The following is a 15,264-nucleotide window of genomic DNA, read 5'->3' as shown; positions in this document are numbered from 1 at the left end:
GGGTCCATAAGCCCGTGCCGGAACGAGGGATCGGGGGCGGCCCTGCGCTCATGCGGGCACCGCCTCCCGGTGGTGTGCGGAGGCGCCGGCCAATGCGACGGCCGCGTACGCCAACAGAACGAGGGCAGCGCAACCGCAGGCGGCGACGGGGACGGCCGCGGCTGCCTGATGGGCGCTCAGGGCCTCGACGGGTCGGCCCAGCACCGCCAGCCCCGGCAGCCGTGCGACCGGTACGGACAGCAGCGCCGCGGCCTGCAGACCGCAGGCGACGGCCGGCCCGGCCGAGGCCGCGCGCCGGAAGCCGTGCGCGGACAGCAGCAGCGCGGCGAACAGCAGCATGCCGAGGGCGCCCGCGCCGACCGCGGCGGACCGCCAGGTCTCCTGCACCTCCTGGCCGCCTCCCGGTACGCCGGGAGCGGCCGGGGCGCCGGACAGGGCGAGAGGGCCACCGACGAGGGCGTGGGCCGCCCACTGGAGCACCGGGAGGCTCACCGCGACGGTGCACACGGCGAGCACCAGCAGTGGCCGGGCACCCGCGGCGAACTCCTCCAGACTGCGGCTGCCCGCCAGCCTGCGCCGCGCCGCTCGTGCGAAGCCGCGCGCACACCAGACGGCAGGCGCGACCGCCAGCGCGAGGCCCAACGTGAGACCCGGCGAGGGCAGGCGCGGGGCACCGCCCGGCAGCAGCTCCGGCCCACCGGCCAGGAGCTGTTCGAGCAGCCAGTCGCCGTAGAGCGCGTATCCGGTCAGCCAGCAGCCGGAAAGGAAAAGGGTGGTGGGAAAGGCGGAGCCGCCGACAGCACGCGGAACGCGGGGCACGAGGCGGACGGCCACGATGACGCTGCCCAGCACCGCAGCCGCACCCAGAGCGCACAGGGCGGCGCGCACAGCCGGAGGGCTGCCGCCCAGCACGACGAGCCAGGCGAGCGTGCCGGCGCACAACAGTCCGGGCAGCAGTGGCAGAACGAGCGTCGCGCACCAGGAGAACAGCCGCTGTCCCGGTCCGGGCCGCGACTGCTGCGGCCACCCGGCATCCGGCGCGGTGGGCGGGATGCCGGGCCAACTGCCCGCCACAGCGCCGCTCCCGGCGTCGTCGGTGCCTTCGGAGTCCATCGCGCTTCCGGCGGTCGCCGCGCATTCGGTGGTCGCCGCGTCGCCTGTCTTCTTGCTGCTCCCCGTGTTGCTGCTCCTCGTGTTCTTCGCGCTTTCCGGGCTCTTCGAGCTGTCCGGGCTCCATGCGATCCCCGTGTGCGCCGCGCGCGATCCGGGGTACGGGGCGCGCGCGTACAGCTCTTCGGCGAGGGAGAAGACATCGCGGTGGCGGCACCGGGCAGCCGTCCGGTCCGTGATCCCGCTGGCCTCCAGGCCGGCGGCGATCTCCAGCGGATCGACGGCGCACTCGCACAACGCGCGATGCCGGCGCAGCAGTACGCGCACGGGATCGCCGGGCGCGGGACGGGTCGTCACGGTGCTGTCGCCTCCCCGGGTTCGGCTCCGACGGCTGCCCGCTCGACGGCGGGGCGCTGCGAGGCGGCGCCCTCGCGCGCCGTGCGGTCCGGACGGGCCCAGCTCGGTACGTACGCGGAGCTGCCTTTGGTGGTCCGCGTCCCGCTCGGGCGGCGAGCGGGGCGGCTGCCCGGGCGGCGCCCTTCCGGGCTGTTGGCGGCGCTGCCCGGCGCACCGCTCTCGGCGCCGTTCACGGCACTGCTCGAAGCGCCGCTCACCAGGCCACTGGATGCCGCGCTGCCGCTGCGCCGCGCTGCGGCCGCTGCCCAGCGGCCCGGCAGATGGGATTCGGCGGGGTGGGCGAAAGGGTGCACCTGGTCCTTCGGCCGGGCCTCCTCGGCCGGGGCGCCCTCCCGGCCGACCGGGTGCCGGGACATCAGTTCCAGGTAGATGCCGCGGAACGCCTCGATGTTCTGCCGCACCGTGAACAGCTCAAGCGCCCGCGCACGCGCGGCGGCGCCCAACCGTGCGGCGCGCGCCGGGTCGCGCAGCAGTGCGGTGCAGGCGTCAGCCAGCGCCCCGGGGTCGCGTGGCGGGACGAGGAGCCCGGTCCCGCCGACGACCTCCGGGGCGGCCCCGACATCGGTGGAGACCGTGGCCCGGCCGCAGAACATCGCCTCCACCAGCGACACCGGGAAGCCCTCCACCACGCTGGAGAGCACCACGACTCCGCCCAGCGCATAGGCGTCCGCCAGGGTGGGCACGGCAGGGCCGCCCAGCTCCTCGAAGGTGACCGGTTCTGCCCCGTCCGCCGATCCGTGGGGGAAGAGCCGCGCCGCGAGCGCGCGGCAGTGCGCCGTATAGGCACCGTCCCGCTCGGCGGCACCGTCGTGGGCGGCCGGCCCGTGCGGGGTTCCCGGTCGGCCCCGCGAAGCGCCTCCTCCAGGTGGGGGCGCCGAGGGCTCCGTACGGCCGCTCGCCCCGCCCGTCTCGACGATCCGCAGCCGGGCCTCGGGCACCGCCGCCCGCACCTGGGCGAAGGCGTGCAGCAGCGTGCCCAGGTCCTTGGCCGGGCCGCCGGCGCCCACCCACACCAGCGTGGGCCGTGCGGGGGGCCGCGCGCCGTCGGGCGGCGGCAGCAGCGTGGTCTGCTCGCCCACGGTCTCGAAGGGAGCCGCGTCCATGCCGGGATAGACGGTGCGCAGCCGCTCGCTGTCGGCACCGCAGCGTTCCTGCCAGCGCCGCGCGTGGGAGTTTCCCGGGGTGATCAACTGCGCCTGGGCGTACGCCTCGCGGGCGAGCCGCCGTTGGAAGGAGGCGAGCAGCGCGCGTACGGGGGCGCCCGCAACCCCGCGCGCAACGGCGCCGGCGGCGCTGGTCAGGTAGTGCTCGCGCAGCCGCACGCCGTACTCCGTGATGAGCAGCGGCACCCCGTACGCCCGCTTGGCCAGCAGTCCGGGCAGCGCGGCGGGGCCGGCTCCGACGGCGTGGCACAGATCGGCGGCCGACAGCCCCGGTTCCTGCCCCCGCTGCCCGTACCAGTCCAGTGAGAGGGGGCGCAGGGCCCGCTCCAGGCGCTCGACCACGGCCAGCAGATCGGGTACCTGGGCGGCGTGTGCGGCGGGGAGCGCGCCGGGCGCACGGCAGACGGACTCCAGGATGCGCACGGCGCTCTCGGAGCGGAGCGCGGTGGCCAGTCCGCCGCGCTCGGCGGCGAGTTCGGCGAGCCCGTACAGGCCTGCGGCGAAACGGTCCGCCTGCCCGGTGGAGGGATCGGCGTCCGTCTCGGTGCGGCAGACGGCTTCGGCCAGCGCCGTGAAGTGTTCGCGGAAGCGCCGCTTGTCCCGCCGCCCGTAGGAGCCGCACGCGAGCCCGCGTACGCCCCCGGTGGCGGGCCCCGGGCCCCACAGCGGCGCGGTGCGCACCCGGGCGACATTGGGGGGCAGGGCGCACCAGCCGGCCTCCTCCTGCCGGGCGCTGCGGCTGAGGGCGAACAGCGCGAACTCGTGGCCGTCCAGGCCGCGCAGCAGGCGGTCGCACCACAGCGCGGACTCACCCCTCACATAGGGGTAACCACCCTCCGTAAGCAGTGCGATGCGCACGTGCGCACCCCCGATCACTCTCGTGGCGTGTCGCGCGCCTGACGCGGCTCGGCGCGTGGCGCGGCGGTAGGACGTTGAAGACGCACCAGACGCTATGCGTGCGCCCCCACCGCGTGCTGGACGGTTGTCCGTCACGCCACCGGAAGGGGTGAACACCCGTGACTTTCGCGCGAGTCGCGCGTTTGCACGCCCCGGACCGGCTGTCGGACGGGGCGGCGCGCCCTAACCGCGGGGGTACGGCCAGGCGTTGATACGGCAGGTCTTGCCGCGCGTGGTGAGGTACTTGGTCTGCTGCATCATCACCGGCGCGAGCTTGCCGTCGGCCGAGCAGCCCACGTGCCCGTGGCCGAGCCGGTGGCCCACCTCGTGGTTGACGAGCATCTGCCGGTAGGCGTGCATCCGGTCCGGACCGTAGGTCTCGGCACCACGCGCCCACCGCCAGGCGTTGATCATGATGCGCTCGGTGGCCGCCGAGTCGCAGGAGACCTTCTCCTCGCTGGTGTCCAGGCCCGATTTGGCGCACCACACATCGGTGGTGCCCGGACTCGCCAGGGTGATGACGAACTTGGCCTTGCCCGAGGAGACCCGCTCGAAGCTGCGCTTGCCGCCGTGCGCCCAACTGCGCTCGTCGTTGAGCGTCTTGTGCACCGCCTGTGCGAACAGCTTGCCGTCCAGCGGCAGCCCGTTCTCGATGTCCACGCGGTAGCGCACCACCTCGCCCTTGCCCGGGCCCTTCTCGTGACCGGGTACCGGGCTGAACCTGCCCGATCCCTTCAGGTCGTCGGCCAGCGGGTACTGGCGGGCCATCTTGGCCTCGTACGTGTCGGGCTCGCTCCCCGGGGTGGGACGCGCCCCGCGATCGGCACGCTCGTGGTCGGTCGGGACGTCCGGGTCGCTCGGCGTGCGCTCGCCGGTCTTCAGCCCCCGGTCGGAGTCCCCGGCACTGTGCTCGCCTCCCGCCACCTGCGCGGCGACGACGACGGCGAGCACGGTGGTGATGGCAGCGGCGACGATCCCGGTGGCGGTACGGGCGCGGCTGCCCTTCTTCCGTGAGCCCGGTTCCGGTGCCGGCGAGGTCCGCGACGGGCCGGTGGGAGGCTCGCCGGCAGCGCCGTCCCGGTGCTCTCCGGTTTCCTGGCGCGGGGTGGGCCCGGGCGGTACGACAGCCGCGCCGGCGGCTCCTGCCGGGTTCCTGCCGGGCGGGACGGCGCCGGGGGCACCCGCCGCGAAGACGTCCTCCTCGAAGGCGTCCAGATACTCCTGACGCGGCCCACCGGGCTGCTGCCGCTGTCGGGGCACCTGGCCGTGGGCCGGGCCCTGTCCCGGGCCGCGCCCGTACCCCTGACCGACCCCGCCGCCGGCGGCGTCGGAGCGGGTGGCACGCCGGTGGGGAGCGGTGGGACCGCCCTCCGGGTGCTGCGGGTGGCCGCCGCGGGCGGGCTGTTCGTCCGGGAACACCGGTACGCCGTGCGCCGGGGTGCCCTGCTGTCCGGGAAGGCCCGGGTGCCGCCCGTACTCCGGGGGTGCGGCGGGCGACGGCCCGGATGGGGCGTCGGGTGCGCGGCCGGGACGCGTCCGGGCAGCGGCGGCGGGGCCGGGGTGCTCGGGTATCTGGGAGCGTTCCTCTCTGCGCCCGGTTACAGCCTTGCCCTTGCGGCTATGGCGTCCCACTAGTCACCTTCCGGGGTTGCCGGGGCCTGCCTGCCGGCACCGGCGGCGGAGTCGTCCGACCGCTGCGTCGCCGTGTCCGCGTCGTCGATCAACTCGCGAACCGCACCCGCGACGATCTCGGGGTACTCCATCATGGCGACGTGGCCCGCGTCCGGCAGTGTGAGCAGCCGGGAGTCGCGGAAGGCGGCCGAAGCGCGCCGCGCCATACGGAAGGCGACCAGTTGGTCGCGCCCACCGTAGACCAGAAGGGTGGGTGCCAGCACCCGCTCGGCCTGTCGCCACAGCGCGTGCTGCCCGCCCAGTGTGTAGGCGTCGACGATGCCCCGCGTGGAGCGGACCATGGCGTCCCAGAAGTACGGCAGTTCAGCCCTGCGCGCGTACTCCTCGACGGCTGCCGCGAAGTCCTCGGGCGAGACCCGCGCGGGGTCGCCGTAGCAGAGGCCGAGTACGCCGCCGGTACGCCGTTCGGCGGGCCAGTCCCGGGTCAGCCTGCAAAACAGCGAGGCGATGCCGGGTATCGCCAGCATCGCCGTCGGCCAGGCGGTGCGCTGCGGAGGGATCTCGGGCAGCGCGGGCGAGACGAGCGTCAGTGTCCGAACCAGGTCGGGCCGCACGGCCGCCACCCGGGTCGTCACCGCGCCGCCCAGCGAGTTGCCCAGCAGGTGCACCGGGGCGTGGCCGCAGGAGTCCAGATAGCGGATGACGGCGCGGGCGTGCCCGGAGACCGAGTAGTCGCCGTTGTCGGGCGGCGGGGAGTCACCGAAACCGGGCAGGTCGATCGCCTCGCCGCGCACATCGGGAGCGAGCTGCCGCATCAGCGCTGACCAGTTCAGGGAGGAGCCCCCCAGACCGTGCACGTACAGCGCGGCCGGACGGCTGTCCTTCTCCGGGGCCTCGCCGTCGTCCCGCCGGCCCCGTACGGCCAGCGTCAGTCCGGGCAGCGAGACCGTCCGCAACGTCTCCTGCTCCCCGACGCGGGACCGCGTGAGCGAGGGATGCGGGGCAGCGGTACGGGCCGCGGAGGCGGGGGCTCCCGGCTGCTCGGTGGAGGACATGGAGCAATGTTACGAGACGATCACACGCGCCCTCACGTGTTCACCGTCACAAGAAGAAGCACACTGGTGTACAGGGGAGGTACGGGCACTCGCCCGTCGCGACCACCACCGGGGAACGCCGGAGAGCATGCGCAGGGAAGCAGGAGGCATGCGGCGTGCGCCCCCGGTGACCCGCTCGTAGTCTCGTAAGTAGGGCCCGCGCACTCGGGCCCCGCCTGGAAAGGGGAGCCGGCATGCCTGTCGATCCGACCGATCCGGAAACCATCGACCCCTATGACGCCTACGACGCCTATGACGCCTATGAGGAGGAACCGGAAGGACCCGGGACCCCTGAGGCCCCCGAGGCGGACGCGGCGGAACAGCAGGCCGACCTGCTGGTGCAACGCGACGACCCGCTGACCGGACACAGCTACCACGAGGTCGATCCGGCCGACGCGGCGGAGCAGGCCCGCGTGGTGGAGCTGAACGAGGACGAGTACCGCTGACGCGTACCGATCCAGTACCGATAAGAGGACGAGTGCCGCCGAAGCGCCGTCGGATCCGGTACACCGGAGGGAACGGAAGCGGACACCGGAGCGAAAATTTCGTGGGCCGGGAAGCTACCACCCCCGTTACCGAAAAGTACGATGGCGGCGCAGCGCAGCTCGCGCTCAGAAACATTCAGGGAGGCGGCGTGACAGCCATCGAGCAGACCGAGGCGCGCCCGCGTGGCACGCGTCTGCCCCGACGGGCGCGACGTAACCAACTGCTGGGCGCGGCTCAGGAGGTCTTCGTCGCGCAGGGCTACCACGCGGCGGCGATGGACGACATCGCCGACCGTGCCGGAGTCAGCAAGCCGGTGCTCTACCAGCACTTTCCGGGAAAGCTCGAGCTGTACCTCGCGCTGTTGGACCAGCACTGCGAGGCGCTGCTCCAGGCCGTCCGCACGGCTTTGGAGTCCACCACGGACAACAAGCAGCGGGTGGCGGCGACCATGGATGCCTACTTCGCCTTCGTGGAGAACGAGGGCGGTGCCTTCCGGCTGGTCTTCGAGTCCGATCTGACCAACGAGCCGGCGGTACGCGAGCGCGTGGACAAGGTGAGCCTGGATTGCGCCGAGGCCGTCAGCGAGGTCATCTCCGAGGACACCAAGCTGCCGGCCGAGCAGTCGATGCTGCTGGCCGTGGGGCTGTGCGGGATGGCGCAGATCACCGCGCGCTACTGGCTGGGCGCGGGTCAGCAGATCCCGCGGGACGCCGCGGCCAAGCTGATCTCCTCGCTCTCCTGGCGCGGCATCGCCGGGTTCCCGATGCAGTAGAGACGCGGTGCGGCTACGGCAGGAAGCGGTGGCGCAGCACACAGGGGGCGCGGTTGTTCGCTGCCGGCGTGCGACCGCGCCCCCTCTGCGTCCCTGCTGAGAGCTAGGGTTGCTCCGTACGGCGCGGCTGACCGCGCATCGCATCCCGGGCGTCGCCACGGGATACCAGGACAGTCGGAGGGACATAGCCGTGGAGGTCAAGATCGGCGTGCAGCACGCGCCTCGCGAGATCGTCATGGAGAGCAAGCAGACTCCTGACGAGGTCGAGAGCACGGTGGCGGCTGCACTGGAGAAGGGCTCCGGCATGCTCAGCCTCACGGACGAGCACGGCCGGAAGATCCTGGTCCCGTCGGACCGCATCGCCTATGTGGAGATCGGTGAGGCGTCGGGCCGCAGGGTGGGCTTCGGCGCGATCTGACCAGGCGGCGCCGCCCCGGCGCACGCGGGGGCGGCGCACGGGACGCGTGCACGGGAAACGCACAGGTGTACCCCCCTGAGCGGCGCAGGTGAAAGCAGGCGACGGCGGTCGCGGGATTCGTCCCGCGACCGCCGTTTCAGCTTCCGTACCCGAGGGGAGGACGGGAGCGACCGCGGACCGCTGGTGCGCGGACCCGCAACCGGCCCCACCCGAGGAGGTCCTCATGGTCTGGGAGGCTCTCGGCTCCGCAGCCCTCGGCTTCGCCCTCGCGCTCGTCGCGGCCAGGCGATTCCCCGCGCGGCTCCCCGACCGGCGGCTGGTGCTCGCGACGGGCCCCGTCGCCGCTCTCGTCGGCGGACTCATCAGCCACACCGTGCTCGGCCCCGGCCACCTGGTGGTGACCTGGTGCGTGGCGCTGGGCTTCAGCACGGCGCTGCTCTCGCTGCTGCTGCGGGACGATACGCCCCGACGCCGGCAGTGGCGCCAGGACGCCCTGCGCACCGCCCCGGCACCCGCACCCGCGGGGGCGGGTGCCGGGTTCGCTCAGCACTCAGGCTTCCGGCAGGACGCGGGCCGCGGGCAGGCCCCGTCCCTCAGGCGGCAAGGCCGAGGGCGGCCATCCGCTTCGTATGGGCCTCGGTGATCCGGGAGAACATCTTGCCGACCTCCGCGAGGTCGAAGCCGTCGGCCACCCCGCCGACCAGCATCGTCGAGAGCGCGTCCCGGTCGGCCACCACCCGCTGGGCCTGGGAGAGCGCCTCCCCCATCAGCCGCCGCGCCCACAGGGCCAGCCGCCCGCCCACCCGCGGGTCGGCCTCGATGGCGGCGCGGACCTTCTCCACGGCGAAGCTGGAGTGCCCGGTGTCGTCCAGCACACTCAGCACCAGGGCGCGGGTGTCGGCGTCGAGCCTGGCTGCCACCTCGCGGTAGAAGTCGGAGGCGATGGAGTCCCCCACATAGGCCTTGATCAGCCCCTCCAGCCAGTCGGACGGGGCGGTGAGGCGGTGGAAGTCGTCCAGCGCGGCGGCGAAGGGCTCCATGGCGGCCGTGGGGTCCTCGTCGATCCGGGCCAGCCGCTCCCGCAGCTTCTCGAAGTGGTGGAACTCGGCGGACGCCATCGAGGCCAGCTCCGCCTTGTCCGCGAGGGAGGGTGCCAGCTTGGCGTCCTCGGCGAGCCGCTCGAAGGCCGCCAGCTCTCCGTAGGCCAGCGCACCCAGCAGATCGACGACCGCGGCCCGGTAGGTCGGGTCCGCCGACGCCTGCTCCCAGCTCTGGGTGGCGATCGAGGTGGCGGGGGCGGACTCGGAACCGGCGGCCCCGCTGTCGGCGGCCCCGGATTCGGCGGCGGTCTTGTCAGGCGTCTCCATACCTCGCACGATAGCCCGCAACCGCAGGTCGGGAAGGACCTGTCCGGTTCCCGCCGGTCCCGGTGAGCTCCGGGGTGAGCTCGTACACAGCGATAGCCCCGATACAGATGCGCGGATCCGGGGTACAGTGATATTGAGTCCACCGGATGGCGTGGACTCACTGCATGCATGAAATGCGGATGCCCGGTCGGTGGCCCGATCGGCTCCGACCCGACAGCCTTCCGCCGGGCCGTGCTCCCCGCACGGGCCGCGCCGAGAGGGACCGCTCGCGCAAGTGAGGCGCTTGAGCGGGAGACAGTGGTCCCGCGCCGCTAGGCGGGCCGCAACGACGGCCGCTTGGTCGCGGTAGATCCTCTCCTCGCTCCGTCGGCCCACCCAGAAGCTGGGTCGGCCGGACGCCGTAGCCGCATTCGCGCGTCACACAGAAGAGGCAAGCATCCTGTCCACTACGTTCAGAGATCTCGGAATCCTCCCCGAGACCGCCGAGGCACTCGAAGCCGTCGGCATCACATCCCCCTTTCCGATCCAGGAGATGACGCTCCCGGTCGCCCTCGCCGGCACCGACGTCATCGGTCAGGCGAAGACCGGCACCGGCAAGACGCTGGGGTTCGGGCTGCCGCTGCTGGAGTCGGTCACCGTCCCCGCCGATGTCGAGCTGGGCCGCGCCAAGCCCGAGGAGCTGACCGAGGCCCCGCAGGCACTCGTCGTCGTCCCCACCCGTGAGCTGTGCCAGCAGGTGACCAACGACCTGCTCACCGCCGGCAAGGTGCGCAATGTCCGCGTCCTGTCGATCTACGGCGGGCGTGCCTACGAGCCCCAGGTCGAAGCGCTGAAGAAGGGCGTCGACGTGGTCGTCGGCACGCCCGGACGGCTGCTGGACCTGGCGGGCCAGAAGAAGCTGCGGCTGTCCGAGATCAGGACGCTCGTCCTGGACGAGGCCGACGAGATGCTCGACCTGGGCTTCCTCCCCGACGTCGAGAAGATCATCGAAATGCTGCCGACGCGGCGCCAGACGATGCTCTTCTCCGCGACCATGCCCGGCCAGGTCATCTCGCTCGCCCGCCGCTACATGAGCCAGCCCACGCACATCCGCGCCACGGCGCCGGACGACGAGGGCCAGACGGTGGCGAACACCACCCAGCACGTCTTCCGCGCCCACTCGATGGACAAGCCGGAGATGGTCTCCCGGATCCTGCAGGCCGAGGGCCGGGGCCTGGCGATGGTCTTCTGCCGCACCAAGCGCACGGCGGCCGATGTCGCCGAGCAGCTCTCGCGGCGCGGCTTCGCGGCCGGCGCCGTCCACGGCGACCTGGGTCAGGGCGCCCGCGAGCAGGCGCTGCGCGCGTTCCGCAACGGCAAGGTCGACGTGCTGGTGTGCACGGACGTCGCCGCGCGCGGTATCGACGTCGACAACGTCACGCACGTGATCAACTACCAGACCCCCGAGGACGAGAAGACCTATCTGCACCGCATCGGCCGCACCGGCCGCGCGGGCAACTCCGGCATCGCGGTCACGCTGGTCGACTGGGACGACATCCCGCGCTGGCAGCTGATCAACAAGGCGCTGGACCTGGACTTCAACGACCCGGAGGAGACCTACTCCACCTCGCCGCACCTGTACGAGGCGCTGCAGATCCCTCAGGAGGCCAAGGGCGTCCTGCCGCGTGCCGAGCGCACCCGGGCCGGGCTGGCGGCCGAGGAGATCGAGGACCTGGGCGAGCCGGGCAACCGCTCGCACGGCAAGTCCGGCAGGTCCTCCGCCGCGGCCGCCGAGCGCACTCAGCCGGCGCGCAAGCCGCGCCAGCGGCGGCGCACGCGGGGTGCGCTGCGCTCCGACGAGTCCGGCGGCGCCGGTGAGACCGGTCAGGACGCCACCGGCTCGGCCGGGAGCGCCGCGCGGCAGGCCGTCGCCACCGCCGAGGGCGCTCCGGGCGCCGAGGCGGGCGAGGGCGGTGCCGCACGCAAGCCCCGCCGCCGTCGGCGCACCCGTGCCGGAGCCACCACCTCCGAGGCCGGGACGAAGGCCCCTGCCACCAAGGAGAGCGGCGAGGCCGGCCAGGCCGCCGTCGCCACGGACGAGGCGCCCCGCAAGCCGCGCCGCCGCAGGACGCGCTCCGGCGGCGCGAGCAGCCGCACCGCCGGTACGGCGCAGTCCGCGGAGGGCTGACCGCCGACCTCGGCACCACCCGGCAGCACACGGCCCGGCATCCCCTCGTGGGTGCCGGGCCGCTCGCTGTCCGGCGCACCGGCCCGCCGGTTGCCGGCCGACGCGGGCGTTGGCGCGGCCGCGTTGGCCAGGCCGACGCGGGCGTTGGAGGCGGAGGGTGGGCTGCGGGTAGCGTCCTGGTATGAGCAAGCCCCCCTTTCTCGCACTGCCCGAGGGCGTGCGCGCGTACCGGATGGCCACCGCACGCGGGGAGTTCGCCGTGCACGACACGGGCAGCCCGGGCAGGAGCAGCACTGGCCGCACCGTGCTGCTGCTGCCCGGATTCACGGGCAGCAAGGAGGACTTCATCGGGCTGCTGGAGCCGCTGGCGCGGGCGGGGTTCCGAGTGGTCGCGGTGGACGGGCGGGGGCAGTTCGAAACCGGTGGGCCGCGCGAGGAGGCCGCCTACACGCAGCTGGAACTGGCCCGGGACGTGCTTGCGCTCGCGACCGTACTCGGCCTCGACCGGCCCGGCACGGTGCATCTGCTGGGCCACTCGCTGGGCGGCCTGGTCGCGCGCGCCGCGGTGCTGCTGGGCGCCGCGCCGTTCGCCTCCCTGACGCTGATGAGCAGCGGTCCGGCCGCCGTCTCGCCCTCGCAGCAGGAGCGCGTCAGGACGCTGCTGGGTGCGATGGAGACCATGAGCATGGCGGCGATCTGGGAGGTCATGCAGGAGCTCGACCAGTCGGTCGGCTCCGCGGGTGAGGCGCCCTATTCGCAACGGGAGGTGGAGGAGGCGTCCGCGGCGATGGAGGAGTTCCTGCGCCGCCGGTGGCTCGCCAACGTGCCCGAGCAGTTGTCCGCGACGGGGCGGCAGCTGCTCGCCGAGCCGGACCGGGTGGGGGAGCTGGCCGCGCTGGAACTGCCGTTCCATGTCGTCTCGGGCGCGGAGGACGACGCCTGGCCGGTGCCCCTGCTGGACGGCATGGCCGAGCGGCTCCGGGCCCGCCGTACCGTCGTCGCGGGCACCGGCCACTCCCCCAACGCGGAGCGGCCCGCCCCGACGGCGCGGGCCCTCGCGGACTTCTGGCTCAGCCTTTCCCCTGGATGAACTGGGTGATGCCGCCGGCGATCTGCTGGACGGCGATGGCCGAGAGCAGCATGCCCGACAGCCGGGTGACGAGCACGACGCCGCCGTCCTTGATGACGCGGATGATCAGCAACGAGTAGCGCATCACCAGCCACAGCACCAGGTGCATGGCCACGATCGCCGTCCATACGGACAGCCGGCCGCCCCAGCCGTCCGCGCGCTGCACGGCCAGGATGACGGAGACGATCGCGCCGGGCCCCGCCAGCAGCGGCATACCCAGCGGCACGAGCGCCACATTGACGTCCTTGGTCTGGGTGGGCTCGTCGGACTTGCCGGTCAGCAGGTCGAGTGCGACGAGCAGGAGCAGCAGCCCGCCGGCGACCATCAGCGCCGGGATGGAGACGTGCACATAGTCGAGGATCTGCTTGCCGCAGATCCCGAACAGGGCGATCACCCCGAACGCGACAGCTGCCGCCTGCCACGCCATCCGGCGCTGGACCTTCACCGGCCGCCCCGAGGTGAGGCCGAGAAAGATGGGGGTGATGCCGGGCGGGTCCATGATGACGAAGAGGGTGAGGAAGACGGACCCGAAGAGCGCTGTGTCGAACACGGTGGTGCCTGTGCCTTGCTGAGATGGAACGGGACGGGGGGAAGACGAGGGACGACGGGGAAAGGGCGAGCCGGGGCTTCGGAGCGCAGGCGCCGGACGGCGCGGGCTCGCCCGGCGCGTGCGCCGGGCGCGGATGTGCTCGGCGCGCCCTGCCCTACGGGGGCTCAGGGCATACGGGACGCGGGCGCGCTCACGCGGGTGGGCGCGGCGTGACGCGCAGAAGCCGCCCGCGGTCCCCACGGGGTCCGGTCGGGCGGGAGAAAGTGCTGCCCGGCTGCGGTCAGCCCGTGACGGGTGTCGCGCCTGAGCCGCGTGCGGCGATCTCGGCGTACACCTCGGGCGCGGTGGTGAAGTCGCCGAGCGCGAGGGGTTTGCGGCTGCCGTGGTAGTCGCTGGAGCCGGTGGCCAGCAGTCCGAGGTCGGCGGCGAGACCGTGCAGCCGTTCGCGGGTCCTGGGGTCGTGGTCGGCGTGGTCGGCTTCGACGCCGTCGAGTCCGGCCGCCGCCAGATCGGCTATCGCGCTCTCCGGGACGCACTGGCCACGCTTGGCGGCCAGCGGGTGGGCGAAGACCGCGACTCCGCCGGCCCCCTTGATCAGCCGCAGCGCGTCGAACGGATCCAGCTCGTGCTTGCTGACGTAGGCGCGCCCGTCGCCCGCGATCCACTCCTCGGTGAAGGCGTCGGAGACGGTTTCGATGACGCCTTCCTCGACCATGGCCTCCGCGATGTGCGGGCGCCCCACCGAGCCGTCGCCCGCGATGCGCAGGACCTGTTCCCAGCTGATGGGCACGCCCAGGTCGCGCAGCTTGCCGACCATCGCCTGGGCGCGCGGTACCCGGTCGTCCCGTACCAGCTCGCGTTCGCGGGCCAGTTCGGGCTCGGCGGGGTCGAAGAGGTAGGCGAGCATGTGCAGGCTGATGCCGTTCAGCCGGCAGGAGAGCTCGGCGCCGGTCACGAGGGTGAGTCCGGCGGGCAGGGCGGCAGCGGCCTCGGCGTGCCCGGCCACGGTGTCGTGGTCGGTGAGCGCCACCACGTCCAGCCCGGCAGCGGCCGCGTTGCGTACCAGTTCGGCGGGGGTGTCGGTGCCGTCCGAGGCGGTGGAGTGGGTGTGCAGGTCGATGCGCACTTCGACGGACTCCGAAAGGTGGACGGCGGGGTGTGACGAGCTCATGGCGAGCGCTCACCAGGATAGCCGTACCGGCGCGGCGCCCCTTCCGGGCCGGGTGGTGCCGGTCAGGAGATCAGTCGGGGCGACAGCGCGCCGCAGGGCACCAGCTCCACCTCGGCTCCCGCGTCCCGCAGGTCGGTGAGCACCAGCTCGTCGTAGAGCAGCAGGCCCGATTCCTGGGGCCACACGATGGCCCACAGCCACAGTCCGCAGGCCTCGCCCGCGAAGACGGCGCGGTCGTCGGGCGCGCCGCTGACGTGCCAGAGCGGCGTGGGGTGGCCCGCGGCATGGACCTTGGCCTGCGGGGGCTTGCCGGCGCAGATGGTGGGTCCGGGGTCGGGGCCATCGATACCGGCGTACCGCGCGCCGAGCCCGACGCCCAGTTCCTCGGCGATCAGCAGCAGTTCCCCCGGGCCGCCGAGCGGGGCCGGGCCCGAGCAGGCGACGGCGGTGGCCCGGCCGCCGCTTCTGTCGTCCCCCGCGCAGGCGACGCCGGTGAACAGCCACCCCACCGGGAGCGGCCACGGCATCCATACGGGCACCTGCGTGCGGCCCACCACGACGGCGAGCGCCTCGACGCTGGGCGGGAGGACCGGCTGGAGCGGGTGCACGGCGCCGTGCATGCCGCACTGCCAGGTGTCGGCGAAGAGACCGGGCGCCCTGACCCGGCCACCGCACTTCGGGCAACTGGGTTCGCCCCTCATGAGGCCTAACGGTGCTACCGGGCCGCCCTCCCGTCAAGGACGATCACCCACCTGGAGCCAGGGCCTGACCTGCACGGTAAGTGAGGGCCAGAGAAAAAGGGGCGATGACCTGCTGATCATATAGATGTAATTTGCATTAATTAGAGTGGCTAATTTATCGTGTGCACACACCAACTATTTTTCCGAACGA

The 15,264-nt window shown here is 73.2% G+C and carries 14 protein-coding genes; 6 read left to right on the top strand and 8 right to left on the bottom strand.

Annotation, left to right across the window (positions count from 1 at the left end; genetic code table 11):
• Positions 1-48: 48 nt before the first annotated feature.
• The 4 genes from JW613_RS11685 to JW613_RS11670 all read right to left on the bottom strand — a co-directional run bounded on the left by JW613_RS11685 (position 49) and on the right by JW613_RS11670 (position 6,274).
• A complete protein-coding gene (locus tag JW613_RS11685) occupies positions 49-1,467 on the bottom strand; it encodes a hypothetical protein (RefSeq protein WP_209210969.1) in 1,419 nt (472 codons plus the stop codon).
• Entirely contained in the window at positions 1,464-3,548 is a 2,085-nt protein-coding gene (locus JW613_RS11680) for a DUF3492 domain-containing protein (protein WP_209210741.1), read from the bottom strand. The genes JW613_RS11685 and JW613_RS11680 overlap by 4 nt, the downstream gene beginning before the upstream one ends.
• 222 nt (positions 3,549-3,770) lie before the next feature.
• Positions 3,771-5,219 carry a DUF3152 domain-containing protein gene (locus JW613_RS11675; RefSeq protein ID WP_209210740.1) on the bottom strand — a complete coding sequence of 483 codons (1,449 nt, stop codon included), beginning with the start codon at positions 5,217-5,219 and terminating at the stop codon, positions 3,771-3,773.
• Entirely contained in the window at positions 5,219-6,274 is a 1,056-nt protein-coding gene (locus JW613_RS11670) for an alpha/beta fold hydrolase (protein WP_209210739.1), read from the bottom strand. The genes JW613_RS11675 and JW613_RS11670 overlap by 1 nt, the downstream gene beginning before the upstream one ends.
• 233 nt (positions 6,275-6,507) lie before the next feature.
• Here JW613_RS11670 and JW613_RS11665 point away from each other — a divergent pair, with 233 nt between their 5' ends.
• From JW613_RS11665 to JW613_RS11650, 4 genes are all read left to right on the top strand, one after another.
• Complete coding sequence (locus JW613_RS11665) at positions 6,508-6,759, top strand: hypothetical protein (RefSeq protein WP_209210738.1); 252 nt, start codon at positions 6,508-6,510, stop codon at positions 6,757-6,759.
• Between the two features lie 188 nt (positions 6,760-6,947).
• Complete coding sequence (locus JW613_RS11660; RefSeq protein ID WP_209210737.1) at positions 6,948-7,571, top strand: TetR/AcrR family transcriptional regulator; 624 nt, start codon at positions 6,948-6,950, stop codon at positions 7,569-7,571.
• A 190-nt stretch (positions 7,572-7,761) separates the two neighbouring features.
• Positions 7,762-7,989: a DUF3107 domain-containing protein gene (locus JW613_RS11655; RefSeq protein WP_099883930.1), complete on the top strand. Its 228-nt coding sequence runs from the start codon at positions 7,762-7,764 to the stop codon at positions 7,987-7,989.
• A 223-nt stretch (positions 7,990-8,212) separates the two neighbouring features.
• The gene (locus JW613_RS11650; RefSeq protein ID WP_209210736.1) at positions 8,213-8,632 is read left to right on the top strand and encodes a hypothetical protein; all 420 of its coding nucleotides are present in this window, start codon (positions 8,213-8,215) and stop codon (positions 8,630-8,632) included.
• Here JW613_RS11650 and JW613_RS11645 read toward each other — a convergent pair.
• A complete protein-coding gene (locus tag JW613_RS11645) occupies positions 8,583-9,356 on the bottom strand; it encodes a ferritin-like fold-containing protein (protein ID WP_209210735.1) in 774 nt (257 codons plus the stop codon). The two genes, JW613_RS11650 and JW613_RS11645, sit on opposite strands and share 50 nt — an antisense overlap.
• Positions 9,357-9,888: 532 nt before the next feature.
• Here JW613_RS11645 and JW613_RS11640 point away from each other — a divergent pair.
• Both JW613_RS11640 and JW613_RS11635 read left to right on the top strand, forming a co-directional pair.
• The gene (locus tag JW613_RS11640; protein WP_245225433.1) at positions 9,889-11,523 is read left to right on the top strand and encodes a DEAD/DEAH box helicase; all 1,635 of its coding nucleotides are present in this window, start codon (positions 9,889-9,891) and stop codon (positions 11,521-11,523) included.
• Positions 11,524-11,704: 181 nt separating this feature from the next.
• Complete coding sequence (locus JW613_RS11635) at positions 11,705-12,613, top strand: alpha/beta fold hydrolase (RefSeq protein WP_209210734.1); 909 nt, start codon at positions 11,705-11,707, stop codon at positions 12,611-12,613.
• On the opposite strand, the gene JW613_RS11630 is transcribed toward JW613_RS11635, so the two are convergent.
• The 3 genes from JW613_RS11630 to JW613_RS11620 all read right to left on the bottom strand — a co-directional run bounded on the left by JW613_RS11630 (position 12,594) and on the right by JW613_RS11620 (position 15,074).
• On the bottom strand, positions 12,594-13,202 hold the full coding sequence (locus JW613_RS11630; protein ID WP_099883922.1) for a MarC family protein: 609 nt from the start codon (positions 13,200-13,202) through the stop codon (positions 12,594-12,596). The two genes, JW613_RS11635 and JW613_RS11630, sit on opposite strands and share 20 nt — an antisense overlap.
• A 280-nt stretch (positions 13,203-13,482) precedes the next feature.
• A complete protein-coding gene (locus JW613_RS11625; protein ID WP_209210939.1) occupies positions 13,483-14,328 on the bottom strand; it encodes a PHP domain-containing protein in 846 nt (281 codons plus the stop codon).
• A 107-nt stretch (positions 14,329-14,435) separates the two neighbouring features.
• On the bottom strand, positions 14,436-15,074 hold the full coding sequence (locus JW613_RS11620) for a DUF6758 family protein (protein WP_209210733.1): 639 nt from the start codon (positions 15,072-15,074) through the stop codon (positions 14,436-14,438).
• Positions 15,075-15,264: the final 190 nt, after the last annotated feature.

Source organism: Streptomyces smyrnaeus, from assembly GCF_017676345.1.
Classification (GTDB): Bacteria; Actinomycetota; Actinomycetes; order Streptomycetales; family Streptomycetaceae; genus Streptomyces; species Streptomyces smyrnaeus.
Note: the sequence above shows the minus strand (reverse complement) of the source record. Positions and strands in the feature narration are given on the sequence as shown.